The following is a 25,082-nucleotide window of genomic DNA, read 5'->3' as shown; positions in this document are numbered from 1 at the left end:
TTGCCCGCGATGGCATCACCTCGGTGTCACTGACAGACCGAGTTGCCTGCATCGCAGGCAAGCCAGCTCCCACAGAGACCGAGACAAAAACAAGAGTGGAACGACAAACCTTCGTAGCTCTGACCCAAATCGATTCAAGGAGAAACCCCCATGATTCCAGTAATCCTTTCCGGTGGTAGCGGCTCACGTCTTTGGCCGCTTTCGCGTAAACAGTTCCCTAAGCAATTCCTGGCCCTGACCGGCGAGCACACCCTGTTCCAGCAAACCCTGGAGCGTCTGGTGTTCGAAGGCATGGACTCCCCTATCGTGGTCTGCAACAAGGACCACCGTTTCATCGTCAACGAGCAACTGAGCACGCGTAAGCTCGAATGCCAGCGCATCCTGATGGAGCCGTTCGGTCGCAACACTGCGCCGGCCGTGGCCCTGACGGCGATGATGCTGGTCAACGAAGGCCGCGACGAGCTGATGCTGGTGCTGCCGGCCGACCACGTGATTGACGACCAGAAAGCCCTGCAACGCGCCCTGGCCCTGGCCACCGTGGCCGCCGAGCGTGGCGAGATGGTACTGTTCGGCGTACCGGCCACCCGTCCGGAAACCGGTTATGGCTACATCAAGTCCACCAACGATTCGCTGCTGCCCGAAGGCGTGAGCCGCGTTGAACAGTTCGTCGAAAAACCCAATGAAAAACGCGCCGTCGAGTTTGTCAAAAGCGGCGGTTACTTCTGGAACAGCGGCATGTTCCTGTTCCGCGCCAGCCGCTTCCTCGAAGAGCTGAAAAAACACGATCCGGACATCTACGACACCTGCCTGTTGACCCTGGAACGCAGCGAGCAGACCGCCGACACCGTGACCTTCGACGAAGCCACCTTCGCCTGCTGCCCGGACAATTCCATCGACTACGCCGTGATGGAAAAAACCCAGCGCGCCTGCGTGGTACCGCTGAGCGCCGGCTGGAGCGATGTGGGTTGCTGGGCCTCGCTGTGGGCGGTCAACGACAAGGACGTTCACGGTAACGTCAGCAAAGGCGACGTGGTGATCCAGGACAGCCGCAATTGCATGATTCACGGCAACGGCAAGCTGGTGTCGGTGATCGGCCTGGACAACATCGTGGTGGTGGAAACCAAGGACGCGATGATGATTGCCCACAAGGACAAGGTCCAGGGCGTCAAGCAGATGGTCAGCACCCTGAACGACCAGGGCCGCAGCGAAACCCAGAACCACTGCGAAGTCTATCGTCCGTGGGGCTCTTACGACTCGGTGGACATGGGCGGCCGCTTCCAGGTCAAGCACATCTCGGTCAAGCCGGGCGCGTGCCTGTCCCTGCAAATGCACCACCACCGCGCCGAGCACTGGATCGTGGTCAGCGGCACGGCCGAAGTCACGTGTGACGAGAATGTGTTCCTGCTCTGCGAGAACCAGTCCACCTACATCCCGATCGCCTCGGTGCACCGCCTGCGCAACCCGGGCAAGATCCCGTTGGAAATCATCGAAGTGCAATCGGGCAGCTACCTGGGCGAAGACGATATCGAGCGGTTCGAAGATATCTACGGACGCTCCACCCCGGTAGAACGTGGCGTGTCGGTGAAAACTATCGCGCAGTAAAACAGTCGTAGAAAGAAGCCCTCATCCAGCCCATTGCGTCCCCTATCCGCAGTGGGTTGGGTGGGGGCTTTTTTTGTGGGTTTTGGGGTGAATGTGCAGGCCTCATCGCAGGCAAGCCAGCGCCCACAGTTAACCGCATTTCAACGGATGTACCCGGTCAACTGTGGGAGCTGGCTTGCCTGCGATGGCGTCCGAAAGCACAAAAACACTCATGCACTGAACACCCGAGCTACCTGAACGGGACCAGCCTGCAATTGGCCGAAACCGGTTTGGTCTTGGTTCAGGCGTGCACCGAAGGATTGCAGGCGGATTCTTCTGCTCAGTCAGTCATCGGGGGCAAGCCCCCTCCCACCTTTTGATTGGTGAATGCAGTCCAAGGTGGGCGCTGGCTTGCCTGCGATGGCGGCCGCCCAGCCAACACACCGCTCAAGCTCGCCAATCCCACCTACGCTTAAGTTAGGATGCTCGTTCCCTATTCGAGGTGGTCTCCATGTTCTTCGGCGTTCTCCTGATCATCACCTGGCTGATCCTGCTGCTGCGCTACCCGGCCAAGGCGTTGCCGGTGTCGCTGGCGGCCGCCGTCGGCCTGGGCTGTGTGGCGATTTGGGTGGTGTGGCTGGACAGCCGCGAAGCCTCGCAACTGTCGCGCCTGGAACTGCGCATCAGCTATGCGCCGCAGGAATGCCCGCCAGACCGGCCGCTCAAACTGGTCCTGAGCAACGGCAACGACGTACCGCTGACCGAACTGCGCTGGCGCGTTGCAGCCTATGCACCGGGCGACTCCGTCAACCTGGCCGACAATGTCTACGCCGCCCCACGCTATCGCGGCCCCGGCGAGTTGCAGGCCGGCGCCACCTGGGACGACTGCCTGCCCACACCACCGCTGCGCCCCGGCTACCGCCCACAAACCCTGGAATTTCGCGCCGAGCACCTGCAAGGCAGTTTCTCGGACTGACAAAGGATTGATTCATGCCCACTGTACTGATCACCGGCTGCTCCAGCGGCATCGGCCGCGCCCTGGCCAATGCCTTCAAAACCGCAGGCTATGAAGTGTGGGCCAGCGCCCGCCAGCCTGATGATGTCAGCGCCCTGGCTGCCGCCGGTTTCAAGGCCGTGCAACTGGACGTCAACGACGCTGTGGCGCTCAAGGCGCTCGCCGAACAGATCGGCGGGCTGGACGTGCTGATCAACAACGCCGGTTATGGCGCCATGGGCCCGCTGCTCGACGGCGGCACCGAGGCCATGCAACGCCAGTTCGAAACCAATGTGTTTTCCATCGTCGGCGTGACCCAGGCGCTGTTTCCTGCGCTGCGTCGCGCCAAAGGCCTGGTGGTGAACATCGGCAGTGTCTCCGGCGTCTTGGTGACACCGTTTGCCGGTGCCTACTGCGCCTCGAAAGCGGCAGTGCACGCGCTGAGCGACGCACTGCGCATGGAGCTGGCGCCCTTTGGTGTGCGCGTGATGGAAGTGCAGCCGGGCGCTATCGACACGCACTTTGCGAAAAACGCCGGCGCCCAGGCCGAGCTGTTGATCAACGAAAAATCGCCATGGTGGCCGTTGCGCGAAGGCATTCGTGCGCGCTCCCAGGCCTCGCAGAACAACCCGACCTCAGCCGAGCAATTCGCGGCGCACGTGTTAAAGGCGGTGCAACAGCCAACGCCGCCACGCCTGCTGCGCGCGGGCAATGGCTGCCGGGCGCTGCCACTGATGGCGGCCTTGGTGCCCAAGGCCCTGTTGGAAAAAGTGTTGAAGAAGCGCTTCGGCCTGTCGGGCTCGCTCTAGCCTTTCATGAAATCGATAAACGCCCGCACCTTGAGCGGCAAATGCCGGGTGTCCGGGTACATCGCGTAGATCCCCTGTGGCGCAAAGCGATGGTCCGCCAACAAGCGCACCAAGCGCCCCGCCGCCAGGTCATCCTGCACCAACCATTGCGGCAGCACCGCCACGCCGTGGCCGCGCACGGCAAACGCCTGAAGCACGGCCGCACTGTCGGCCACCAGCGCAGTCGGCCCGGCGCGGTATTGATGCTCGCTGCCGGCCGGGTCGGTCAGGCTCAGTTCGGTCAAACGGCCATGGCCCAGCTTGGGCACCTGTTCCAACGCATCCAGCGTTTGCACCTCGGCAAACTCGGGCGCCGCCACTGCAAACACCTCAAAGGTCGACAACTGCACCGCACGGTGGTTGGAGTCGAGCAGGCGACCCAGTCGAATCGCCACATCAAAGCGTTCGGAGATCAAATCGGCGTGGGTCGAGGAAGTGGATAAGTGAATGTTCAGGTCCGGGTGCAAGCGGCGAAAGGCTTCCACCGCCGGAGCAACCACTGCCAGCGCGTATTCCACCGTGGTGGTGATGCGCAACGTGCCTTTGAGCTGGGCATGCTCGGAGCGCGCCTCCTCCACCGCCAGGCGCGCTTCTTCAAGCATGCGTGTGCAGCGCAGGTAAAAGCGCTCGCCGGCATCGGTCAGCGCCAGTTGGCGGGTGTTGCGGGTCAGCAGGGTCACGCCCAGCTCCGCCTCCAGGCGCTTGAGGTTGAAGCTGACCACGGCGCGGGTCTGGCCCAGCAAATCGGCCGCTGCGGTAAGCGAACCGGCCTCTACTACAGCCTTGAAGGTGTCAAATCGGTCCAGGCTGACCATCGGCCACGCCCTCCTTTGTCAAAATATTTTTGACAAACTAACAGGCAAACCGGCGTAGCCCAAACCCTGCCGGCGGCCTACCCTGCGCGCTTCATTCGCAGGATCGCGTCCATGACCTACCGCTCGAAAGTCGCCTGGATCTTTTTATTCGGCTTTGCCCTGGACCTGGTGAACATGTTTGTCGCCACGGTCGCCTACCCGGACATCGCCCGCGAACTGCACGCCTCGGTCACGCAATTGGCCTGGATCAGCAACGCCTACATGCTTGGGTTGACCGTGATCATTCCCCTGAGCGTGTGGCTGGCGGCACTGATGGGCGAGCGAACGCTGATCGCGGCGAGCCTGCTGTTATTCGCGGGGGCTTCACTGATGGTCGGCCAGGCGAGTTCAATCCAAACCCTGATTGGCTGGCGGGCGCTGCAAGGCTTGGGCGGCGGACTGCTGATTCCCGTGGGCCAGGCCATGGCCTACCGGCACTTTCCAGCGGCAGAACGCAGCCAGTTGACGGCGTGGGTGATGTCGGTGGCGCTGCTGGTGCCGGCGCTGTCGCCGGCCCTGGGCGGGTTGATTGTCGACAGCCTGTCGTGGCGCTGGATCTTCTATGCCAACCTGCCGCTGGCGTTGATCACTTTGCTGCTGGCACTGCTGTGGATAAAACCTGACGCGCCTGCCACGGTGCGCCCAGCCCTGGACGTGGGCAGCATCTTCAAGCAGATCCGTAGCCCGATGCTGCGCGTGGCGATGTTGGTCTATCTGTTCATCCCCGGCGTCTTTATCGGTACCAGCCTGATCGCCATCCTCTACCTGCGCGGCCTCGGCTATGACGCCACGCAGACCGGCGCGCTGATGCTGCCGTGGGCACTGGCGTCGGCGCTGGCGATTTTCCTGAGCAAAACACTGTTTAACCGCTGCGGCCCCAAACCCTTGCTGCTGGCGGGCATGGCGTTGCAATGCATCGGCATCCTGTTGCTCAACCAACCCGCCTGGGTGATTGCGGCCTATGCCTTGATGGGCCTGGGTGGCAGCTTGTGCAGCAGCACCGCGCAGACGCTGGCGTTTCTCGACATACCCGCACAACGCATGGGCCATGCCAGCGCCCTTTGGAATATCAATCGGCAAGTGAGCTTTTGCCTCGGCGCGGCGGCGCTCAGTGCGCTGTTGTCGGCCTTGGATTCCTTCGCCATAACCTTCACGATAGCGGCAGCCCTGACACTGCTGCCCCTTTTTGCAGTGCTGCGCCTGGACGCTTCCAGAGTACGGACACTGCTTCACCCAGCCAACGAGCCCAGCCATGATTGATTACAGCGATTTTTTTGAAGAAGTGATCCAGACCCATGTCGAGATCGAGCAATGGTTTGCCGGCGTTGCGCCTGAAGGCACACTGCAAACGTTGCTGGCGCGCTTCTCACCCGACTTCAGCATGATCGCGCCCGCCACCGGTACGCGGGTAAATGCGGCCGGGGTGAAGGCACTGTTTACCCGCCTTGGCGGTATGCGCCCGGGCTTGAAAATCACCTTGAGCGAAATGACCGGGATCGACCGCCATGCACGCGGCGCCACGGTGACCTACCGCGAACACCAGATCGATGACAGCGGCACGCAGACTGATCGACGCGCCACCGTGGTGTTCGAGAAGCAGGCCAGTGGCGCCTTGCTGTGGCGCCATCTGCACGAAACCTTTATCAAGGCTTAACAGGGTCAAAACTGTAGGAGCGGGCTTGCTCGCGAAGGCGGCGGATCAGTCAACACTTGCTTCAACTGACACTCCGTCTTCGCGAGCAAGCCCGCTCCCACATAAGCCTGCTCCCGCCGTTAGTGTTGCGTTGGGTTGACGATGACGGTGCAAGTAATGCCCGCCGCCAACAGCACGCCTTCGGGCACTTCATCAATGCGAATGCGCACCGGCACGCGCTGGGCCAGGCGCACCCAGTTGAAGGTCGGGTTCACATCGGCGATCAGTTCGCGGCTCTCGGGGTTGTCGCGGTCGTAGATGCCGCGCGAGATGCTTTCCACGTGGCCCTTGAGCGTCTCGCCACTCATCAATTGCATATCGGCCTCATCACCAACTTTGACGTGGGGCAGCTTGGTTTCTTCAAAGAAGCCATACACCCAGAACGAATTCATATCGACCACGGCCATTTTTGCTTCGCCAATACGCGCGTAGTCGCCCCGGTGCACGTTGAGGTTGGTGACGTAGCCGTCCACCGCCGCCACCACTTGAGTGCGTTTCAAATTCAGCTCAGCCGCCTCTAACTGCGCCAGCGCGTGTTGGTAATCGGCCAACGCCGAGTCGGCGATGTTGCTCGCGTCGTCGCGGTTTTCCTTGGAGATCACCAGGGCGTCGAGGTCGGCGCGGCGGTGCGCGTTGACCTTGCGCATCTCCCACGTGGCCTTGCGCGAGGCGACCAGCGACTGCGCCTGCTTGACCGCGATGCGGTAATGCTCGGGGTCGATCTGCATCAGCAGGTCGCCCTTCTTCACCAACTGGTTGTCACGCACCGGCACCTCCACCACTTCACCGGTGACGTCGGCCGCCACGTTGATGATGTCGGCGCGCACACGACCGTCGCGGGTCCACGGGGTCTCCATGTAGTGCACCCACAGCGTGCGGCCAATCCAGATCGCCAAAGCCAGTACCAGCAAGGTCGCGAGCAGGCTGAAAAACTTTTTCATCGGGGCATTCTCAACGGTAGACGGTCAGCGCCAGGGCGCCGAACAAGCAGACGAACAGGCTCAGGCGCAGCAACGCCGGGTGCCAGAAAAAACGGTACAGGTCGAACCCGGCCAGGAAGCGGTCCAAGGCCCAGGCCAGCCCTGCGGCGATAAAAAACATCAGGGTCATGGTCGGCATGTAGACGCCGTGGAATGCGATTTCACGAGGCATTCGGGGATCCTTTGAGGGCGGCCAGGGGCGATTGCGGGTCCAGCAACGACGTGCGGATAAAGTGCAGGTAGCTTTTCACCCGGCGCAACGCCGAGGTGTCGAAGTGCGGGGCGAAGGGTTCATCGGTGGCCTGCACGCGGCTGATCGCATGGTCGACGGCAATCAACCCGCGCTCCAGGTTGCTGGCGCTCGGTTGCAGGAACAGCCGCACCAGCGAGCGGCCCATCACGCGGATCGCCTGGCGCCAGGGTTGCGACTCGGCATACGCCGGGTGCACCGGCAATATCGCCTGCTCCTTGCGCAACTCGATGATCGCGTGGCCGACTTCCAGCACCACGAACATCCAGCGCAGCAAGTCGCGTTGCACGTGCGGCTGGCCGACGGCGAGGCCGTAGGCCTGGTGCAGCAGGTCGCGGGTGCGGCTTTCAAAGCTCGACGCCAGGCCCTTGAGCTTGCCGCTGATGGCGTACACCACCTGCTCGCGCAGATCCTGTTCCAGGCGGCGCCATAACCAGCGGCTGTTCGGCGGCAGGATAATCGCGCCAGCTGCCGCGCACACCAGCATGCCAATGACCATGGCGATGTAGTCATTGATAAAGCTGTAAGGGTTGTAGACCGTCAGGTTGTCCGGCACCGAGCCGGTGCTGAAAAAGATCAGCAAGCCCACGCCGACGCCGGCGTATTGCGGGCGTGAGGCGAGGAACGAGCCGAAGATAATCACCGGCGCAAGCATCATGCACAGCAGCGGGAAGCCGTCGATCCACGGGAACACAAAGAACATTTCGACGAAGCCCACCAACGCGCCGATCAAGGTGCCGCAAGCCATCTGGAAGGCCATGCGTTTCGGGTTGGGCGTGGCGGCGGACAGGCCGACGGTGGCGGCGGCGATCAGGGTCATGGTCGCGCCGCTGGGCCAGGCGGTGGCCACCCAGTAACTGCCCAGCACGATCAGGATAAAGGACGCGCGAATCCCTGAAGCGGCGCAGGCCAGCCAGTTGGTTTTCGGCGTGTAGGCTTCGCTCCATCGCTCGCGCTCATGGCTGTGATCGGCCAGTGATGCGTGGGTCTGCGCGTAGTTGTGCAGGTCATCGACAAAGCGGTAAAGCAACTCGTAGGCGGTATGAAAATCCAGCTGCTCGGCTTCGCTCGGATTGCCCTGCTGAAAATTCGCACGCAGGCTGCGCACCTTGGCGGGCAGTCCATCCTTATAGGCGCTTAATTGATTGACCAGGCGCGCCGCGTCGGGGCTGGTGAGCGCACGGCCGGAGAAACCGTCAAGGACTTCGGCCAGGTCTTGCAGGCCGGGCTTGATGGCCGCGGCAACGTGATCGGCTGCATCCGTGCGCAGCCGCTCAAGCAACTGGTGCAAGGCGTTGAAGCGCGTGGTGATGCTCATGAATTCGCTGTTGAGGCGACTCAACCGGCCATTGCGCCGCCGCATGTGCGGGTCTTCAAATACGGTAACGCTGCGCAGCCCTTCCAGGCCCACGGCCTCGGCGATAAAGCGCACATTGCTGGCCTCGAACCCTTCACGCTGGCTGCGCCCACGCAGGCCGTCGGTGACAAACAGCGCGAACACGCCGAAGCGCTGGTACAAGGCGTTGCGCATCGCGGCGCTGCTGGTTTGCGGCAGGATCGCGGCGCTGACCAACGTCGAGCACAGTATTCCCAAAGAGATTTCCAGCACCCGCCACACCGCCGCCATAAAGGCCCCGTCCGGGTGCGCCAGCGCGGGCAAACCCACCATCGCCGCGGTGTAACCCGCCAGCACAAACCCATAGGCGCGAAAGTTGCGATTACGCGTCGCACCTGCCGTGCAAATGCCCACCCAGATCGCCAACGCGCCGAGGAATAATTCGGTGTTCTGCGCAAACAAAGCGATCAACAAGACCATCACCGCCGACCCCGTCAGGGTGCCCAGGAAGCGGTAAAAACTCTTGGCGAAGACCTGGCCGCTCTGCGGTTGCATCACGATAAACACAGTGATCATCGCGGTGCGCGGTTGCGGCAGTTCCAGGCGCATCGCCAGCCACAGCGTGAGGAACGCGGCGATCGGCACCTTGAAGATATAGACCCAGGTCACGCCATCGCTGCGTGCCCAGTCGAAAAAACCACGGCGCCACTCCAGGGAGTGCAACCAGCGCAGCGGTGCAGGCAAGGGCGTCATCAAATCCTACTCAGTGATCAAATACGGCAAGCGCCGCCGGGGTCTTGCTCGGGAGGGTCTTAGTGTCTGGCGGCACATCGTTGCCGGCGCCGAGCCCGCCGCCCAGGGCGGTGACCAGTTCGGCGTGGGCACTCAGGCGTGCGGCCTGCACCTGTTGCTCGATTTGCTGCTGGTGAAACAGCAAGGTCTGGACGTTCAGCACGTTGAGGTAATCGGTGAGGCCGCGCTGGTAGGCGATCATCGCGATGTCGTAGGTTTTCTGCGCAGAGGCCACGGACTGCGCGGCGAAGGACGCCTGCTTGTCCATCGATTCGCGGCGGATCAATTGGTCGCTGATGCCCTTGAGCGCGTTGACCAGCGTCTGGTTGTACTTGGCCACGGCCAGGTCATAACCGGCGCTGGCTTCGCCCAGTTGCCCACGCAAACGACCGCCGTCGAAGATCGGCAAGGTGATCGCCGGGCCGACGTTGTAGTTGAGTTTCTCGCCACTGAGAAACCCCAGCATGGCGCCGCCGGTCGCCATGTAGCCGAGGCTGCCGACCAAGTCGACGTTGGGATAGAACCCGGCATGCGCCACATCGATGCCACGCGCTTGCGCGGCGACTTGCCAGCGGCTGGCAACCACGTCCGGGCGCTGACCGAGCAATTGCGCCGGCAAGCTCGACGGCAATTTCAGCGGCGCGGCGAGGGACAAACTCGGGCGTTGCAGGTGCGCGCCCTCGCCCGGACCTTTGCCCGCCAAGGCAGCCAACTGGTTACGGCTCAGGGCGATTTCCTCGTCCAGCGCGTCGAGCTGGCGATGGGTCTCCGGCAACGGCGTTTCGGCCTGGCTGACGTCGAAGTGCGTGCCGATCCCGGCGTTCAGGCGTTTATTGGCCAGGTCGAGAATCTGCTGTTGCTGGGCCAGGGTGGCGGCGACGATGTCGCGGTTGGCGTAATGCAACGACAACTGGATGTAGGCGCGCACCACGTTGTTCTGCAATTCGAGCTGGGCCTGGCGCGCTTCGGCGGCGCTCATATGCGCCAGGTCGACGGCGCGTTCGCTGGCGTTGCTTTCGCGGCCCCACAGGTCAAGGGCATAGCTCAGGCCCAGGGACGAATTGTTGTCCCAGGTGGTTGTTCCGCTCAACTCGCCGGGGCCGTAGAACTGATCCTTCGGCCAGTTGTGGCGTTTGAGGGTGGTGTCGCTGTTGATCTGCAACGACTCAGCCGACTCGGCAATGCCGGCCATGGCCCGCGCCTCACGCACCCGCGCGGCGGCCATGGCCAGGCTCGGGCTGTTTTGCGTGGCACGTTGCACCCACTGATTGAGTTGCGGATCGCCATAGGCTTGCCACCATTGCGTGGTGGGCCAGTGGGCGTCGTGGGCGGCACTCTGGATGGCTTGGTCGGCGGCCAGGTTATTGACGTCGAGGGCCTGGCCTTGGGGGGCGATTCCTCCGGTTCCGATGCAGCCGCTGATTGCTAACGATAAGGCCCAAACACTGAGAGTCTTCAGCTCTCTGATGATGTGACGCGGCACGGCAAGCGTATTCCTGAGGTGGTGTTGCGCAAGAGGTGGCGCAATTCTAGGGGGCGGCATGGGGAACGATAAGCTGGCATTCCTGTGAATCTTTGTTACCGTTCAGGCGATAATCCGTTGGTAGGGATCACTGGACGGCGTAACTTTCTGTCACAATTTGCTATCTCCCCTGAGAACACTCCATGGACACTTTGCAAAACATGCGCGCTTTCAGTTGCGTGGCCGAAGCCGGCAGCTTCACCGCCGCCGCCGTGCAACTGGACACCACCACGGCCAACGTCTCGCGCGCGGTCTCCAACCTGGAAGCCCATCTGCAAACCCGCTTGCTCAACCGCACCACCCGCCGCATCGCGCTGACCGAAGCCGGTAAACGCTATTTGCTGCGTTGCGAGCAGATCCTGGCCTACGTGGAAGAAGCCGAAGCCGAAGCCAGCGACGCGCACGCGCGGCCGGCCGGGCAGTTGAAAGTGCACACCATGACCGGTATCGGCCAGCATTTCGTGATTGACGCCATTGCCCGCTACCGCCGTACGCATCCCGACGTGACCTTCGACCTGACCCTGGCCAACCGCGTGCCGGACTTGCTCGATGAGGGCTACGACGTGTCGATCGTGCTGGCCAGTGAATTGCCGGACTCGGGGTTTGTGTCCCAGCGACTGGGCATTACCTACAGCATCGCGTGTGCGTCGCCGGATTACGTCAAGGCCAAGGGCTGTGCGCAACGGCCGCAGGATTTGCTCAACCATGCGTGCCTGCGGTTGGTGAGCCCGGTGATCCAGCTGGATAAATGGACCTTCAACGGGCCGGAAGGCCAGGAAAGTGTGGCGATCAATACGTCGCCGTTTCTGGTTAATTCGGCGGACGCGATGAAAACGGCGATTACCAGTGGCATGGGCGTGGGGTTGTTGCCGGTGTATGCGGCTATCGAGGGGTTGCGTAACGGCACGCTGGTGCGGGTGATGCCTAACTACCGTTCGCAAGAGCTGAACTTGTATGCGATCTACCCGTCGCGCCAGTACCTGGATGCGAAGATCAAGACGTGGGTTGAATATCTGCGCGGGTCGTTGCCCGAGATTTTGGCGGCGCATCAGGCGGAGTTGGTGGCGTATGAGTTGAGTGGGAGTCTTAGCGGGGCGCGGTTGGCTAACTGACCGGTTTGGGGTTGGGCTTTGGGGGCATATCCGGTATTTGCGTGATGGCCTCTTTGGGTTCCGCCCTTACGGCGGGTCACTTTGGAAAAGCCCCAAAGTAACCAAAGGGCTCTTGCCCCACCACTCGGCACCTCGCTCGGGCTCGGTGTGCCCTCACTCCGGCTTGAATCCGTGGGCCGCCGTGACGGGCCATCCATGGCCCAACACGGCTAACCCGGCGTCCTGCCGGGTTACCCACGGATTCAAACCTGCGTTCGGCCAGCGTGGTTTAACGGGGCGCCTAAGATCAAGATCAAGATCTACAGCGGACGCGAGGCGGCCTGACAGCCGACCTGATCTTGAAGGCTGAACTCAATCGAATGTGGGAGCTGGCTTGCCTGCGATGGCATCTACTGGTTGTGCCTGATAGACCGAGGTGTCTGCATCGCAGGCAAGCCAGCTCCCACAGAAAAGCAAAAGCACTGCGGTGCTGGCAGCTGAACTCGGTCAACTTGTGGGAGCGGGCTTGCTCGCGAAGGCGGTGGGTCAGTCAGCTCATGTGTAGCTGAAACACCGCCTTCGCGAGCAAGCCCGCTCCCACATTTAGAACTCTGTGCATCAGATAGAAGTGTGTTGCTGTGCTGTTGCTGTGCTTCTGCCCTGCTTTTGCTTCAACCACTCAGGTCGGCTACCAGGCCGCCGTGCTCTGCTCTTGATCTGCTTTTGATCTTGATCTGACAGGCCCCATCAACCACGCTGGCCGAACGCAGGCTTGAATCCGTGGGTAACCCGGCAGGACGCCGGGTTAGCCGTGTTGGGCCATGGATGGCCCGTCGCGGCGGCCCACGGATTCAAGCCGGAGTGAGGGCATGCCGAGCCTAGGCGAGGCACCGAGTGGTGGGGCAAAGACCTTTTGGTTACTTTTGGGGCGTTTGCCAAAAGTGACCCGCTGTAAGAGCGGAACCCTAAGTGGCCGTGACCGCAGCAACGGATATGTACTCAACCGCTCAACCAAACAGCAAAAGGCTCCCCCCAATCCCCCAAGAATGTTAGCGTGCTTAGCATTCTTCCGTAGTCGATGAGCCCGCCTGCAATGAAAAAGACCGTCCTCGCCTTCAGCCGTGTCACCCCGGAAATGATCGAACGCCTGCAACAGGATTTCGACGTCATCGCCCCCAACCCCAAGCTGGGCGACATCAACGCTCAATTCAACGAAGCCCTGCCCCACGCCCACGGTTTGATCGGCGTAGGCCGCAAGCTCGGCCGTGCACAGCTCGAAGGCGCAAGCAACCTGGAGGTGGTCTCCAGCGTGTCAGTAGGCTACGACAACTACGACGTGCCCTACTTCAATGAACGCGGAATCATGCTCACCAACACCCCCGACGTACTCACCGAAAGCACCGCCGACCTGGCCTTCGCCCTGCTGATGAGCAGTGCACGCCGCGTGGCCGAACTGGACGCCTGGACCAAGGCCGGCCAGTGGAAAGCCAGCGTCGGCGCGCCACTGTTCGGTTGCGATGTACACGGCAAAACCCTCGGCATCGTCGGCATGGGCAACATCGGCGCCGCCGTGGCCCGGCGTGGACGCCTGGGCTTCAATATGCCGATCCTGTACAGCGGCAACAGCCGCAAGACCGCGCTGGAACAGGAATTGGGCGCCCAGTTCCGCAGCCTCGACCAATTGCTGGCCGAGTCGGACTTCGTCTGCCTGGTGGTGCCATTGAGCGACAAGACCCGCCACCTGATCAGCACCCGCGAGTTGGGCCTGATGAAATCCAGCGCGATCCTGATCAATATTTCCCGTGGCCCGGTGGTGGACGAGCCGGCGCTGATCGACGCCCTGCAAACCCAGAAGATTCGCGGTGCCGGCCTGGACGTGTATGAACAGGAGCCGCTGGCCGAGTCACCGCTGTTCCAGCTGAGCAACGCCGTAACCCTGCCGCACATCGGCTCGGCCACCCACGAAACCCGTGAAGCCATGGCCAACCGCGCCCTGGACAACCTGCGCAGCGCCTTGCTGGGCCAGCGCCCGCAGGACTTGGTGAACCCACAGGTCTGGAAGGGCTGACACCTCCCCTCGGTGGGAGCGGGCTTGCTCGCTCCCACACACGCCAGCCCTGCATAAATCCGGTTAAAGCCTGGCGCGCCCAAGTCGATAACCCTCTATAGATCGTCATTCCTGATCCTCAGAAGGTTTTTATGTCCACCACCAAAGCCCGCGCAGATTCACTCTCGCTTCTGCTCTTTACCTTGCGCAGCGGCAAGCTGATGGCGATCAACCTGCTGAAAGTCAGCGAAATCATCCCCTGCCCGCCGCTGACCAAGCTGCCGGAGTCTCACCCTCACGTCAAAGGCATCGCCACGCTGCGCGGTGCCTCGCTGTCGGTGATCGACCTGAGCCGCGCGCTGGGCGAAATGCCCCTGGAAGACCCGAACGGCGGCTGCCTGATCGTCACTGACGTCAGCCGCTCCAAGCAGGGCTTGCATGTGCAGGCGGTGAGCAAGATCGTGCATTGCCTGACCACCGACATTCGTCCGCCGCCGTATGGCTCCGGTGGCAACCGCTCGTTTATCACCGGGGTCACCCAGGTCGAAGGCGGGCTGGTGCAGGTGCTGGATATCGAAAAGGTCATCCACGGCATTGCCCCGGCACCGGTTGAAGCGGCGCCCACCGACCTGACCATGGAGGAGGCCGAAGTACTCGGCAACGCGCGGATTCTGGTGGTGGACGACAGCCAGGTCGCCCTGCAGCAATCGGTGCACACCCTGCGCAATCTCGGCTTGACCTGCCACACCGCACGCAGCGCCAAGGAAGCCATTGACGTGCTGCTGGAACTGCAAGGCACGGTCGAGCAGATCAACGTGGTGGTCTCGGACATCGAAATGTCCGAAATGGACGGCTACGCCCTCACCCGTACGCTGCGCGAAACCCCGGATTTCCAGGAGCTGTACGTGCTGCTGCACACTTCTTTGGACAGCGCGATGAACAGTGAAAAGGCTCGCCTGGCCGGTGCCGACGCGGTGCTGACCAAGTTCTCTTCGCCCGAACTGACCAAGTGCCTGGTGGTTGCCGCCCAGACTGTGGCGCAAAAAGGCTTGTAACCGGTGACGCAATACTTCCACCTGTTGCGCCGCGACCTGACCGGCAGCCTGCCCGCTCCGCAGTGGCCGGCCGATATTCGGCTGGGTCATTACCGTGATGAACTGGCCCCGGCGATTCATGCGGTGCTGCGCATGACCCAGGAGCAGGGCGGCGGCCGTGTCGCCAGCCTGGCGCAATGGCGCCAGCAGTTTGTCACCGATGCCGAATTCGATCCGACGCTGTGCCTGGTGGTCAGCAACGCCGAGGGCATCCTCGGTGTAGCCCAGTGCTGGACCAGCGCGTTTATCAAGAACCTCTCCGTGCATCCCTGCGCCCAGGGCCAGGGGCTGGGCCGCGCGTTGTTGCTGCACAGCTTTGAGGTGTTCAAGCAACGCGGCGAACCCTACGTCGACCTCAAGGTGCGCGAAAGCAACCTGCGCGCCCGACAACTGTATGAAAGCGCGGGCATGGTTTTTGTGCTGCGCGACCGGATGCCCGAGGACTGACAGGCACTGGCGCATAACTTGCTTCGCAACAGGCAGAACAGTGCATAGAGGCAAAAACCCGTCACTGTTCAAGAGTGCCCTCTGACCTTGCCTGGTGACAGATCCTCCATGAACACTCACTTTTCCTGCGTGGGTTGCGGCAAATGCTGCACCGACCATCATGTGCCCCTGACCCTCGAAGAAGCGCGGCAGTGGGCGGCTGACGGCGGTAACGTCATCGTTCTGGTGGAGGGTTTTCTCGCCGATGGCCTGGGCTTGCCCCTGCAACAGCGCGAACACGCCGAGCGTCGTTCGGTGGTGGTGCCCAGCGGCAATACCGAGGCGTTTGTGGCGATCACCTTTGCCGCTTACAACGCCGGGCGCTGCCGGAATCTTGACGAAGACAACCGCTGCAACATCTATGAGCGCCGCCCGCTGGTGTGTCGAATCTATCCGATGGAGATCAATCCGCATATCCCGCTCAACCCTGGCGCCAAGGACTGCCCGCCGCAATCCTGGGAACAGGGGCCGGCGCTGATCGTCGGCGGCGAATTGATGGACCTGGAATTGGCGCAGTTGATCCAGCGCTCGCGCCAGGCCGACCGCGATGACGTGCAGACCAAAGAGGCCGTGTGCGCCCTGCTGGGCATTTGCACCACCGCGCTCAAGGGCGATGGGTTTACCGCCTACCTGCCGGACATGAACGCCTTTGCCCAGGCGATGGAGTTGGCGATCGCTCAGCCCGCCGTCGCCAACGAGTGGGTGTTTCATGTGTCCGGGCTGGATATTGCCGAACAGCTGCTGGATGCCGGCGCCAGGATCGCCACCCAGGTGCCGGCCAACTACGCGTTTATTTCCTTGCGGGCGTCATAGGCCCGCCACCTGCGAGGGTTTACAGGCTGGCGATACACTCGATTTCGATCCGCGCATTCAACAGCAGTTTGCCGGCGGCAAAGGTGGTTCGGGCAGGAAGCCGGCCTGCGGGGAAATAACGGGCATACACCTCGTTCATTGCCGGGAAATCTTTGACATCGGCAAGAATCACCGTGCATTTGGCTACCCTGTCCATCGCCAAGCCCTTTGTCTTGAGCGTGCCCCGCAAGTTTTCCAGGGCTTGGGCGGTTTCTGCGCGAATGCCTCCGCGCACCAACTTGCCATTTTCATCCAGGCCCAACACGCCCGCGAGATACAGGGTGTGCCCAACCTGCACCACCTCCGAGTAAGGAAACCCACCCTGCGCCGGTGTGTAAATCATCCGGGCCGATGCGGATTCAGCCGCAGCCGGTGCCAGATAAGGCTGGGTAATGGCCGCGTATTTGCCACTGTCCTTCAAACGCTGCAGGGCCTTGTTCAGCGCCGCGGTCAATTGCGGGTCGGTTTTGCGCACCGCAATGGCCGGGCCGCTGCCCAACAACTCGTCATTGATAACCGGCCCTGCGAAGGCAAACGCTTTGCCTTGAGGGGTGTTCAGCAACGCCTGGGTGATTTCAACCGTGTCTTGCAAGGTCGCGTCCAACTCACCGGCCTTCAAAGCCTTGATCAGCTCGGCATTGAGGTTGAATTGACGTACCTGCACCCCTTTGGGCGCCCACCGTGCCAACGCAAACGCGGCTCGACTGGTGCCCGTCAGTACGCCCACGCGTTTGCCCCTGAGCGAATCGGGCGTGGGTAAAAGACTGGAACCTGTGGGCGCGACCAATCGGCTTTCAAGGGCATAGAGCGGATGGGTGAAGTCGACTGTTTCGCGCCGTGGCGGCGTCGCGGTCATCGGCATGATGGCGTCAAAACGCCCGGCCTGGAGCGCCGCAAGGTTGGTTGCATAAGGCTGATCGACCCACACGCAGCGCGCATTGAGCTCAGCACACAAGGCGTTGCCCAGCTCGATATCCAACCCGACGAGTTCGCCTTGCTCGTTGCGATATTCAAATGGCGGTACATCCGCCTCGACGCCGAAGCGGATTTCGCTCCACGGGTTTACCGGAGGGGGAGCCACCGCGCATCCGCTCCCGGCCAACATCATCAGCGCCAGCGCCAATATTCTTCTTGTCGTAGTCATAGACCTGTCCTGTTCAAAAGTGGTGTGAGACGTCCGTGCTCTATCACTCACGGCCCGAACGCACCCGACGTTCTAACAAGCACTGACTGGTCTTTAACTACGACACGCCTGTTTGTTTCATAGGAGAATTCCCAAATTCAGCCTAGACGCTTTTTAGCCTCAGCGCCGTCGGCTCCAGAACTCCTGCGCAAGCAGACGTAGATCCTCCGCCAGCGCCGCCACGTCACCTGAACTGCACTGGCTCTGCTGCCCGGCGCTGACGGTGGCTTCGCCGGCATTGCGGATGCCGACGATAGTGCGATTGATGTCCTCGCTCACCGCGCTCTGCTCCTCTACCGCCGCGGCAATCTGTTGACTCATCGCGGTGATCTGGGTGACACGCTGGCTGATGCCATCCAGCGCCGCCGCCGCCCGCTGTGCCTGCTCGACACTTGCCTCAACATGCTCGCTGCTGTGTGACATGGCTTGCACGGCATCGCGGGCTCCGCCTTGCAGGGTGCTGATCATGCGCTGGATTTCATTGGTCGATTGCTGGGTGCGCTGAGCCAGGCCGCGCACTTCGTCGGCGACCACGGCAAAACCACGGCCCTGCTCGCCAGCCCGCGCGGCCTCGATGGCCGCATTGAGGGCCAGCAGGTTGGTCTGCTCGGCAATGGTCCGGATGACTTCCAGCACGCCGCTGATTTCACCGCTGTGGCTTTCCAACTGCTGAATCACTTCGGTGGCGCGCGCCAACTCCTGAGATAAACGCAACACCGCATCACGGCTTTCGTCGACGCGCTGATGGCCTTCACGGGTTTCGCTGCCGGCCTGGTCCGCGGCCCGGGAAGCCTGCAGCGCATGGTCGGCAACCTCGGTCACGCTGGCGGCCATCTGATGGATCGCCGCCGCCACCTGATCAGTCTGGGCCTGTTGGCCAAGGCTGCTGGCGTGACTGTTGTGCAGGTGCTTGACCAGGTGCGCAGCATGCCCCGCCAACCGCTGGGACGCATCGCCGATGCGCCCGACCACCGCGCCCACTTGGGCTTCGAGCATTTGCAGGGCGAATTCGATCTGCCCGCACTCATCCCTGCGCCCGGTATAGATCGCCTGGCTCAACGGGTTGTCGGCGATCAATCGCGCGCGTTGATTGAGTTGCGCCAGGGGACGCAGGATCGCTTTGATCCCGATCGCCCCGATCAGACACCCAACCGCCGGCGCCAGCAGTTGCCAGGCCAGCGAATAAGAAGCCAGGCCCCGACTCAACGCCCACGTTACCGCGCAGCTGCCGACCACCCAGGCCGACAACTTGAAGCCCATGCCGAGCGTCGGCAGCCTCTGGCGTTTCCCCGCGCGCAGCTGCGCATAAGCGTGTTCTGCCGCCGCCACCGTGCGCGGGTCCGGCTTGGTGCGCACTGACTGATACTCCACCGTCGCCCCTTCGCGGGTGACCGGCGTGGCATAGGCGCTGACCCAATAGTGGTCGCCGTTCTTGCAGCGGTTTTTCACCATGCCCATCCAGGACCGGCCACTTTTGAGGGTCCGCCACATGTGCGCAAACGCCGCAGGCGGCATATCGGGGTGGCGCAACAGGTTATGTGGCGAGCCAAGTAATTCGTCACGGCTATAGCCGCAGACATCGATGAAATCCTGGTTGGCGTAGGTCATCGCGCTGGTCAGGTCGGTGGTTGAGAGGATATTGGCGTCGGGGGCAAAGTCCACATTCCGACCGGTGACCGGCAGATTGATCTTCATGGATAAGCGCGCTCGTAATTATTGGAGGAGTCGGCAGGGCGTCGACTCTAAGCGCACTCAGGGGGCGAACACTGATCCAGCTCATGTTCCGCGCAATTAATTAGCCATCACTGGTCGGAAGGCGGCTCGTTCAGATTGTAGGGCTGCACGATGCGTTGGTATTCACCGCTCTGGCGCAGTTGTTCAAGCGCGCGGTTGAGGTCCTGGCGCAAGGCGGTGTCCGGTTTGCGCACCGCGATGGCCGCGCCATCACCCAGCAGTTCAGCCGACACAACAGGACCCAGGAAGTCGAAATCCTGACCCTGCGCGGTGTCGAGCAGTGCCTTGCGGATTTCCACCGTGCCTTGCAGCGTCGCATCGATATGGCCGGCCACCAGGCTGCGCGTCAATTCGTCATTGAGCCAGAAACTCTTGATGATGACGCCCGCTGGCGCCCACTTGATTCGAGCAAAGGCTTCGCGGTTGCTCCCCAGCAGCACGCCAACCCGCTTGCCCCTGAGCGACTGCAGCGTCGGCATCAGGCCTGAGGTCTTGCGCCCTACCAGCCGAGTGGTGAACGGGTACAGCGTATCCGTGAAATTGACCCATTGGCGCCGCCTGGAGGTGGGCGCCATGCCCATGATCGCATCGAACCGCCGGCCCTCAAGCGCAGGAAAACTCTCCATCAGGACCTGATCAACCCAGGTACAACGCACACTGAGTTGCTGGCACAACGCGTTTCCCAGGTCGATATTGAGCCCCACCAGTTGATCGTGCTGGTTGCGGCTTTGGAACGGCGGGAATTGCGCGGCGACCGCGAAACGGATCTCGCGCCGTGGTTCGTCAGCTGTTGCAGGCGTGCAGAAAACAGCGGCCAGCAGGGATAAGGCAGGCGCAACACAGACACGTATCGAAACCACAAGGTACGTCCTTTTCCGGAAAGTCCAGCGTCACCACGCCCCGGCGCAATCCACCCGGGGCGAAGCAAATGCTGTGCAAGCTTTCAAGAAACGGTCGTGCACCTGCAATCAGAAACATCAGCGAGTGATGTAAGGCAATGCCGACAAATAGGTGACCGATTACTCTCAGCGTTTACCCATCGAACGGCGAGTGCCCGGCGGTGCCATACCTGGCGACTTGGTATGGCCGTTTTTGGCGCCATTTTTGTACCAAGGCTGGGCAGCATTCTTGGCCCCGGCCAGTTCACCCGGCTTGAACGGAAACTTGAACGCCGGGATCTCGGCTTTTTCAACGCTTTCAGCGCTGGCCGGATCGACGAGGTCGGCCGCTTCAACAGGGGATTGTGTCGGGGAAGTCATGGAAGCTCCGGGCATGCAAAAAATGAGGCGGCGGCCGGCTTGCGGGCCGCGCTGGCGCGCAGTATACCTGCGCGCCCCAGATCTTTAACCACCGCCTGTACGAATGGTCTGACTTTACTGACAGCGCTGTCAGTTAGCAGTCACCGTGCTGACCGGGTTGGCGGGTTATAAAGAAAGCATCTTCATTCTCCCACCCCTTTGCCCCGGCGCCTCACCCCATGCACATTCAACGAAAAACCGCCCTGACCGTGGGTGTCCTCGTGGTAGTGGCGATTGCAGCCTGGGCCGTGACCCGGCCCGCCAAGACCAAACTGGCGGCACCGAGCGCAATTCCGGTGCGGGTGGTGAGCGTCGTGCAACAGGACATTCCCCGTTTTGTCAGCGGCATCGGCTCGGTGCTGTCGTTGCACAGCGTGGTGATCCGCCCGCAAATCGACGGCATCCTCACCCAATTGCTGGTCAAGGAAGGCCAATTGGTCAAAACCGGCGACTTGCTGGCGACCATCGATGACCGCTCGATCCGCGCGAGCCTCGACCAGGCCAAGGCGCAGCTGGGGGAAAGCCAGGCGCAACTGCAAGTCGCGCTGGTCAACCTCAAGCGCTACAAGGAATTGAGCATCGACGACGGCGTGTCGAAGCAGACCTACGACCAGCAACAAGCCTTGGTCAACCAGCTCAAAGCCACGGCGCAAGGCAACCAGGCCGCCATCGACTCCGCTCAAGTACAGCTTTCCTACACCCAGATTCGCTCTCCGGTTACAGGTCGCGTCGGCATTCGCACGGTGGATGAAGGCAACTTCCTGCGCATGAGTGATACCCAGGGCTTGTTCTCCGTGACGCAGATCGACCCCATTGCGGTGGAGTTCTCACTGCCGCAACAAATGCTGCCGACCCTGCAAGGCCTGATCGCATCGCCGACTCAAGCCAGCGTCGACGCCTACATGGGCGCCGACACCGACGGCCAGACTGGCGACTTGCTCGGTGAAGGCCACTTGAGCCTGATCGACAACCAGATCAGCTCCACCACCGGCACCTTGCGCGCCAAGGCCGAGTTCAAGAATGCATCGCAGCGCCTGTGGCCGGGGCAACTGGTGACCATCAAGATCCAGACCGCCCTCGACAAGAATGCCCTGGTGGTGCCGCCGACCGTGGTGCAGCGCGGCCTGGATTCGCATTTCGTGTACCGGGTCAACGGTGACAAGGTCGAAATTGTGCCCGTGCAAATCGCTTACCAGGACAGTGACGTGAACATCATCAAGGGCGTGCAGGCTGGGGATGTATTGGTCAGCGACGGCCAGTCGCGGCTCAAGGCCGGCGCCCAGGTCGAAGTGCTCAAGGAGCCGCCACAAACCATCCAGACGGTAGACGCCAAGGTGCAGCCATGAGCGGCAGCCGCTCGCCGTCCGCCTGGTGCGTCGACCACCCGGTCGCCACCCTGCTGCTGACCTTCGCCTTGGTGCTGCTGGGGTTGATCGCCTTCCCGCGCTTGGCCGTCGCCCCACTGCCGGAAGCGGAATTTCCGACGATCCAGGTCACTGCGCAGTTACCCGGCGCCAGCCCGGACACCATGGCATCGTCGGTGGCCACCCCGCTGGAGGTGCAATTCAGCGCCATCCCCGGCATGACGCAAATGACCTCCAGCAGCGCCTTGGGCTCCAGCCTGCTGACGCTGCAATTCACCCTGAACAAAAGCATCGATACCGCCGCGCAGGAAGTGCAAGCGGCGATCAACACCGCCTCCGGCAAACTGCCCAGCGACATGCCAAGCCTGCCGACCTGGAAAAAGGTCAACCCGGCGGACAGCCCGGTGCTGATCCTCAGCGTCAGTTCCGACAGCATGCCCAGCACCGAGCTGAGCGACTACGTGGAAACCCTGCTGGCTCGTCAGATCAGCCAGATCGACGGCGTCGGCCAGATCAACATCACCGGCCAACAGCGCCCGGCGATTCGCGTACAGGCTTCGCCCGACAAACTCGCAGCGATTGGTCTGACCCTCGCCGACGTGCGTCTGGCCATTCAGCAATCGAGTTTGAACCTGGCCAAGGGCGCGATTTACGGGGAGAACAGCGTGTCGACCCTGTCGACCAACGACCAGCTGTTTCACCCGGATGAATACGGCCAGTTGATTGTTTCCTACAAGAACGGCGCACCGGTTCAACTGCGTGATATCGCCAAAGTCATCAACGGTTCGGAAAACGCCTACGTACAGGCCTGGTCGGGCGACACGCCAGGCGTGAACCTGGTGATTTCGCGCCAGCCCGGCGCCAACATTGTCGAAACCGTGGACCGCATTCAAGCCGAGCTGCCACGCCTGGAAGGCATGTTGCCGGCCTCGGTGCAGGTCAGCGTCTTGACCGACCGCACCAAGACGATTCGCGCCTCGTTGCATGAAGTGGAAGTGACGTTGCTGATTGCGATCTTGCTGGTGGTGGCGGTGATGGCGCTGTTCCTGCGTCAGTTGTCGGCGACGATGATTGTGTCCAGCGTGCTCGGCGTGTCGCTGATCGCCAGTTTTGCGCTGATGTATGTACTGGGTTTCAGCCTGAACAACCTCACGCTGGTGGCGATCGTCATTGCCGTGGGCTTTGTGGTGGACGACGCCATCGTGGTGGTCGAGAACATTCACCGCCATCTGGAGGCGGGCCTCGATAAACGCGAAGCGGCGATCAAGGGTTCCGGCGAGATTGGCTTTACCGTGGTGTCCATCAGCTTCTCGCTGGTGGCGGCGTTTATTCCGCTGCTGTTCATGGGCGGCGTGGTCGGACGGCTGTTCAAGGAGTTTGCGCTGACGGCCACCTCGACCATCCTGATTTCGGTGGTGGTGTCACTGACGCTGGCGCCGACGCTGGCCGCGCTGTTCATGCGCGCGCCAACCCATCACGCCCACGACAAACCCGGCTTCAGCGAACGCCTGCTGGCCGGCTACGCGCGCAACCTGCGCCGCGCGCTGGCTCATCAACGCACGATGGCGGCGATCTTCATGGTGACCCTGGCCCTGGCCGTGGTCGGCTACATCTTTATCCCCAAGGGGTTCTTCCCGGTGCAGGACACCGGTTTCGTGCTCGGCACCAGCGAGGCCGCGGCCGACGTGTCGTACCCGGACATGGTCGCCAAGCACAAAGCCCTGGCCGAGATCGTCAAGGCCGACCCGGCGGTGGAAGCGTTTTCCCACTCGGTGGGCGTGACCGGCAGCAACCAGACCATCGCCAACGGCCGCTTCTGGATCGCCTTGAAAGACCGCGGTGACCGCGATGTATCCGCCAGCCAGTTCATCGACCGCATCCGCCCGAAACTGGCCAAGGTGCCGGGCATCGTGCTGTACCTGCGCGCCGGCCAGGACATCAACTTAAGCTCCGGCCCGAGCCGCGCCCAGTACCAATACGTGCTCAAGAGCAACGACGGCCCGACGCTGAATACCTGGACCCAGCGCCTGACTGAAAAACTGCGCGCCAACCCGGCCTTTCGCGACCTCTCCAACGACCTGCAACTGGGCGGCAGCATCACCCACATCAGCATCGACCGCCAGGCCGCCGCGCGCTTCGGCCTGACCGCCACCGATGTCGACCAGGCGCTGTATGACGCCTTCGGTCAGCGCCAGATCAACGAGTTCCAGACCGAAATCAACCAGTACCAGGTGGTGCTGGAACTCGACACCCAGCAACGTGGCAAGGCCGAGAGCCTGAACTACTTCTACCTGCGCTCGCCGCTGACCAACGAAATGGTGCCACTGTCGGCGCTGGCCAAGGTCGACCCGCCCACCGTGGGGCCCTTGTCGATCAGCCATGACGGCATGTTCCCGGCCGCCAACCTGTCGTTCAACCTCGCGCCTGGCGTGGCGTTGGGCGATGCAGTGATCATGCTTAACCAGGCCAAGAATGAAATCGGCATGCCGTCCACCATGATCGGCACATTCCAGGGCGCGGCCCAGGCGTTCCAGAGTTCGCTGGCCAGCCAGCCCTGGCTGATCCTCGCGGCGCTGGTGGCGGTCTACATTATTCTGGGTGTGCTGTACGAGAGTTTCGTGCACCCGCTGACGATCATCTCGACGTTGCCTTCGGCAGGCTTGGGCGCGCTGATCATGCTGTGGCTGCTGGGCCAGGACTTTTCGATCATGGCCCTGATCGGCCTGGTGTTGCTGATCGGCATCGTCAAGAAAAACGGCATCCTGATGATCGACTTTGCCCTGGACGCCCAGCGCGTGCGCGGGCTGGCGCCCGAGGAGGCGATTTATGAAGCCTGTGTCACGCGGTTCCGGCCGATCATCATGACCACCCTCGCCGCCCTGCTCGGCGCGGTGCCGCTGATGCTCGGCTCCGGCCCGGGCGCGGAGTTGCGCCAACCGCTGGGGATTGCGGTAGTCGGCGGCTTGCTGGTGAGCCAGGCGCTGACGCTGTTCACCACGCCGGTCATATACTTGTACCTTGAGAAGTTTTTCCACAGGCCCAAACCAGCGCTGGCGCTGGCGACCACACACTAAAGGCGGGGT

The 25,082-nt window shown here is 62.2% G+C and carries 21 protein-coding genes and 1 pseudogene; 12 read left to right on the top strand and 10 right to left on the bottom strand.

What is annotated here, in order from left to right:
* Positions 1 to 150 precede the first annotated feature (150 nt).
* The 3 genes from C4J83_RS05085 (at position 151) to C4J83_RS05070 (ending at position 3,384) form a co-directional block, all read left to right on the top strand.
* Complete coding sequence (locus C4J83_RS05085) at positions 151 to 1,602, top strand: mannose-1-phosphate guanylyltransferase/mannose-6-phosphate isomerase (RefSeq protein WP_106579536.1); 1,452 nt, start codon at positions 151 to 153, stop codon at positions 1,600 to 1,602.
* A gap of 490 nt (positions 1,603 to 2,092) precedes the next feature.
* Positions 2,093 to 2,557, top strand: a complete 465-nt coding sequence (locus C4J83_RS05075; protein WP_106579538.1) for a multidrug transporter — start codon at positions 2,093 to 2,095, stop codon at positions 2,555 to 2,557.
* A gap of 14 nt (positions 2,558 to 2,571) precedes the next feature.
* The gene (locus tag C4J83_RS05070; RefSeq protein ID WP_124416476.1) at positions 2,572 to 3,384 is read left to right on the top strand and encodes an SDR family oxidoreductase; all 813 of its coding nucleotides are present in this window, start codon (positions 2,572 to 2,574) and stop codon (positions 3,382 to 3,384) included.
* Here the strand turns inward: C4J83_RS05070 and C4J83_RS05065 are convergent.
* Positions 3,381 to 4,238, bottom strand: a complete 858-nt coding sequence (locus C4J83_RS05065) for a LysR family transcriptional regulator (protein WP_124416475.1) — start codon at positions 4,236 to 4,238, stop codon at positions 3,381 to 3,383. The genes C4J83_RS05070 and C4J83_RS05065 overlap by 4 nt on opposite strands.
* Before the next feature lie 111 nt (positions 4,239 to 4,349).
* On the opposite strand from C4J83_RS05065, the gene C4J83_RS05060 reads away from it, so the two are divergent.
* Both C4J83_RS05060 and C4J83_RS05055 read left to right on the top strand, forming a co-directional pair.
* Positions 4,350 to 5,537: an MFS transporter gene (locus C4J83_RS05060; protein WP_124416474.1), complete on the top strand. Its 1,188-nt coding sequence runs from the start codon at positions 4,350 to 4,352 to the stop codon at positions 5,535 to 5,537.
* Complete coding sequence (locus C4J83_RS05055; protein ID WP_119738417.1) at positions 5,530 to 5,931, top strand: nuclear transport factor 2 family protein; 402 nt, start codon at positions 5,530 to 5,532, stop codon at positions 5,929 to 5,931. Before C4J83_RS05060 ends, C4J83_RS05055 begins: the two co-directional genes overlap by 8 nt.
* A gap of 119 nt (positions 5,932 to 6,050) precedes the next feature.
* Here C4J83_RS05055 and C4J83_RS05045 read toward each other — a convergent pair whose 3' ends face one another.
* Genes C4J83_RS05045 through C4J83_RS05030 form a run of 4 tightly spaced genes read right to left on the bottom strand, consistent with a single transcriptional unit; the run spans position 6,051 to position 10,811 of the window.
* Positions 6,051 to 6,911, bottom strand: coding sequence for an efflux RND transporter periplasmic adaptor subunit (locus tag C4J83_RS05045; protein WP_124416473.1), 861 nt, complete (start codon positions 6,909 to 6,911; stop codon positions 6,051 to 6,053).
* Between the two features lie 10 nt (positions 6,912 to 6,921).
* On the bottom strand, positions 6,922 to 7,122 hold the full coding sequence (locus C4J83_RS05040; RefSeq protein ID WP_119738415.1) for a DUF1656 domain-containing protein: 201 nt from the start codon (positions 7,120 to 7,122) through the stop codon (positions 6,922 to 6,924).
* Entirely contained in the window at positions 7,112 to 9,289 is a 2,178-nt protein-coding gene (locus tag C4J83_RS05035; RefSeq protein ID WP_124416472.1) for an FUSC family protein, read from the bottom strand. The genes C4J83_RS05040 and C4J83_RS05035 overlap by 11 nt, the downstream gene beginning before the upstream one ends.
* A gap of 10 nt (positions 9,290 to 9,299) precedes the next feature.
* The gene (locus C4J83_RS05030) at positions 9,300 to 10,811 is read right to left on the bottom strand and encodes an efflux transporter outer membrane subunit (RefSeq protein ID WP_124416471.1); all 1,512 of its coding nucleotides are present in this window, start codon (positions 10,809 to 10,811) and stop codon (positions 9,300 to 9,302) included.
* Positions 10,812 to 10,993: 182 nt separating this feature from the next.
* On the opposite strand from C4J83_RS05030, the gene C4J83_RS05025 reads away from it, so the two are divergent.
* From C4J83_RS05025 to C4J83_RS05000, 5 genes are all read left to right on the top strand, one after another.
* Positions 10,994 to 11,962 (top strand): LysR family transcriptional regulator, encoded by a 969-nt coding sequence (locus tag C4J83_RS05025; protein ID WP_010213008.1) that lies wholly within the window; start codon positions 10,994 to 10,996, stop codon positions 11,960 to 11,962.
* A gap of 1,072 nt (positions 11,963 to 13,034) precedes the next feature.
* Positions 13,035 to 14,009: a 2-hydroxyacid dehydrogenase gene (locus tag C4J83_RS05015; RefSeq protein ID WP_124416470.1), complete on the top strand. Its 975-nt coding sequence runs from the start codon at positions 13,035 to 13,037 to the stop codon at positions 14,007 to 14,009.
* Between the two features lie 131 nt (positions 14,010 to 14,140).
* The gene (locus C4J83_RS05010) at positions 14,141 to 15,043 is read left to right on the top strand and encodes a chemotaxis protein CheV (protein ID WP_106579548.1); all 903 of its coding nucleotides are present in this window, start codon (positions 14,141 to 14,143) and stop codon (positions 15,041 to 15,043) included.
* 3 nt (positions 15,044 to 15,046) lie between these two features.
* Entirely contained in the window at positions 15,047 to 15,529 is a 483-nt protein-coding gene (locus tag C4J83_RS05005) for a GNAT family N-acetyltransferase (RefSeq protein ID WP_124416469.1), read from the top strand.
* A 108-nt stretch (positions 15,530 to 15,637) separates the two neighbouring features.
* A complete protein-coding gene (locus tag C4J83_RS05000) occupies positions 15,638 to 16,381 on the top strand; it encodes a YkgJ family cysteine cluster protein (RefSeq protein ID WP_124416468.1) in 744 nt (247 codons plus the stop codon).
* A gap of 19 nt (positions 16,382 to 16,400) precedes the next feature.
* Here the strand turns inward: C4J83_RS05000 and C4J83_RS04995 are convergent, their stop codons facing one another.
* The 5 genes and pseudogenes from C4J83_RS04995 to C4J83_RS04980 all read right to left on the bottom strand — a co-directional run bounded on the left by C4J83_RS04995 (position 16,401) and on the right by C4J83_RS04980 (position 20,596).
* Positions 16,401 to 17,564, bottom strand: coding sequence for a transporter substrate-binding domain-containing protein (locus C4J83_RS04995; protein WP_256660646.1), 1,164 nt, complete (start codon positions 17,562 to 17,564; stop codon positions 16,401 to 16,403).
* Between the two features lie 159 nt (positions 17,565 to 17,723).
* Positions 17,724 to 18,782 carry a methyl-accepting chemotaxis protein gene (locus C4J83_RS04990; RefSeq protein ID WP_372239321.1) on the bottom strand — a complete coding sequence of 353 codons (1,059 nt, stop codon included), beginning with the start codon at positions 18,780 to 18,782 and terminating at the stop codon, positions 17,724 to 17,726.
* A gap of 234 nt (positions 18,783 to 19,016) precedes the next feature.
* Positions 19,017 to 19,211, bottom strand: a pseudogene (locus tag C4J83_RS31030) (PAS domain-containing protein); the annotation flags it as partial.
* 194 nt (positions 19,212 to 19,405) lie between these two features.
* Positions 19,406 to 20,197, bottom strand: coding sequence for a transporter substrate-binding domain-containing protein (locus C4J83_RS04985; protein ID WP_124416466.1), 792 nt, complete (start codon positions 20,195 to 20,197; stop codon positions 19,406 to 19,408).
* A 165-nt stretch (positions 20,198 to 20,362) separates the two neighbouring features.
* The gene (locus C4J83_RS04980; protein WP_106579552.1) at positions 20,363 to 20,596 is read right to left on the bottom strand and encodes a hypothetical protein; all 234 of its coding nucleotides are present in this window, start codon (positions 20,594 to 20,596) and stop codon (positions 20,363 to 20,365) included.
* A 218-nt stretch (positions 20,597 to 20,814) separates the two neighbouring features.
* On the opposite strand from C4J83_RS04980, the gene C4J83_RS04975 reads away from it, so the two are divergent.
* Positions 20,815 to 21,981: an efflux RND transporter periplasmic adaptor subunit gene (locus C4J83_RS04975; protein WP_106579553.1), complete on the top strand. Its 1,167-nt coding sequence runs from the start codon at positions 20,815 to 20,817 to the stop codon at positions 21,979 to 21,981.
* Positions 21,978 to 25,073, top strand: a complete 3,096-nt coding sequence (locus tag C4J83_RS04970; RefSeq protein ID WP_119735568.1) for a multidrug efflux RND transporter permease subunit — start codon at positions 21,978 to 21,980, stop codon at positions 25,071 to 25,073. The genes C4J83_RS04975 and C4J83_RS04970 overlap by 4 nt, the downstream gene beginning before the upstream one ends.
* Positions 25,074 to 25,082 lie beyond the last annotated feature (9 nt).

Origin of the sequence: Pseudomonas sp. LBUM920, assembly GCF_003852315.1 — a bacterium.
Lineage (GTDB): Bacteria > Pseudomonadota > Gammaproteobacteria > Pseudomonadales > Pseudomonadaceae > Aquipseudomonas.
The sequence above is the reverse complement of the archived record's forward strand: the minus strand, read 5'-3'. Positions and strand labels throughout refer to the sequence as shown.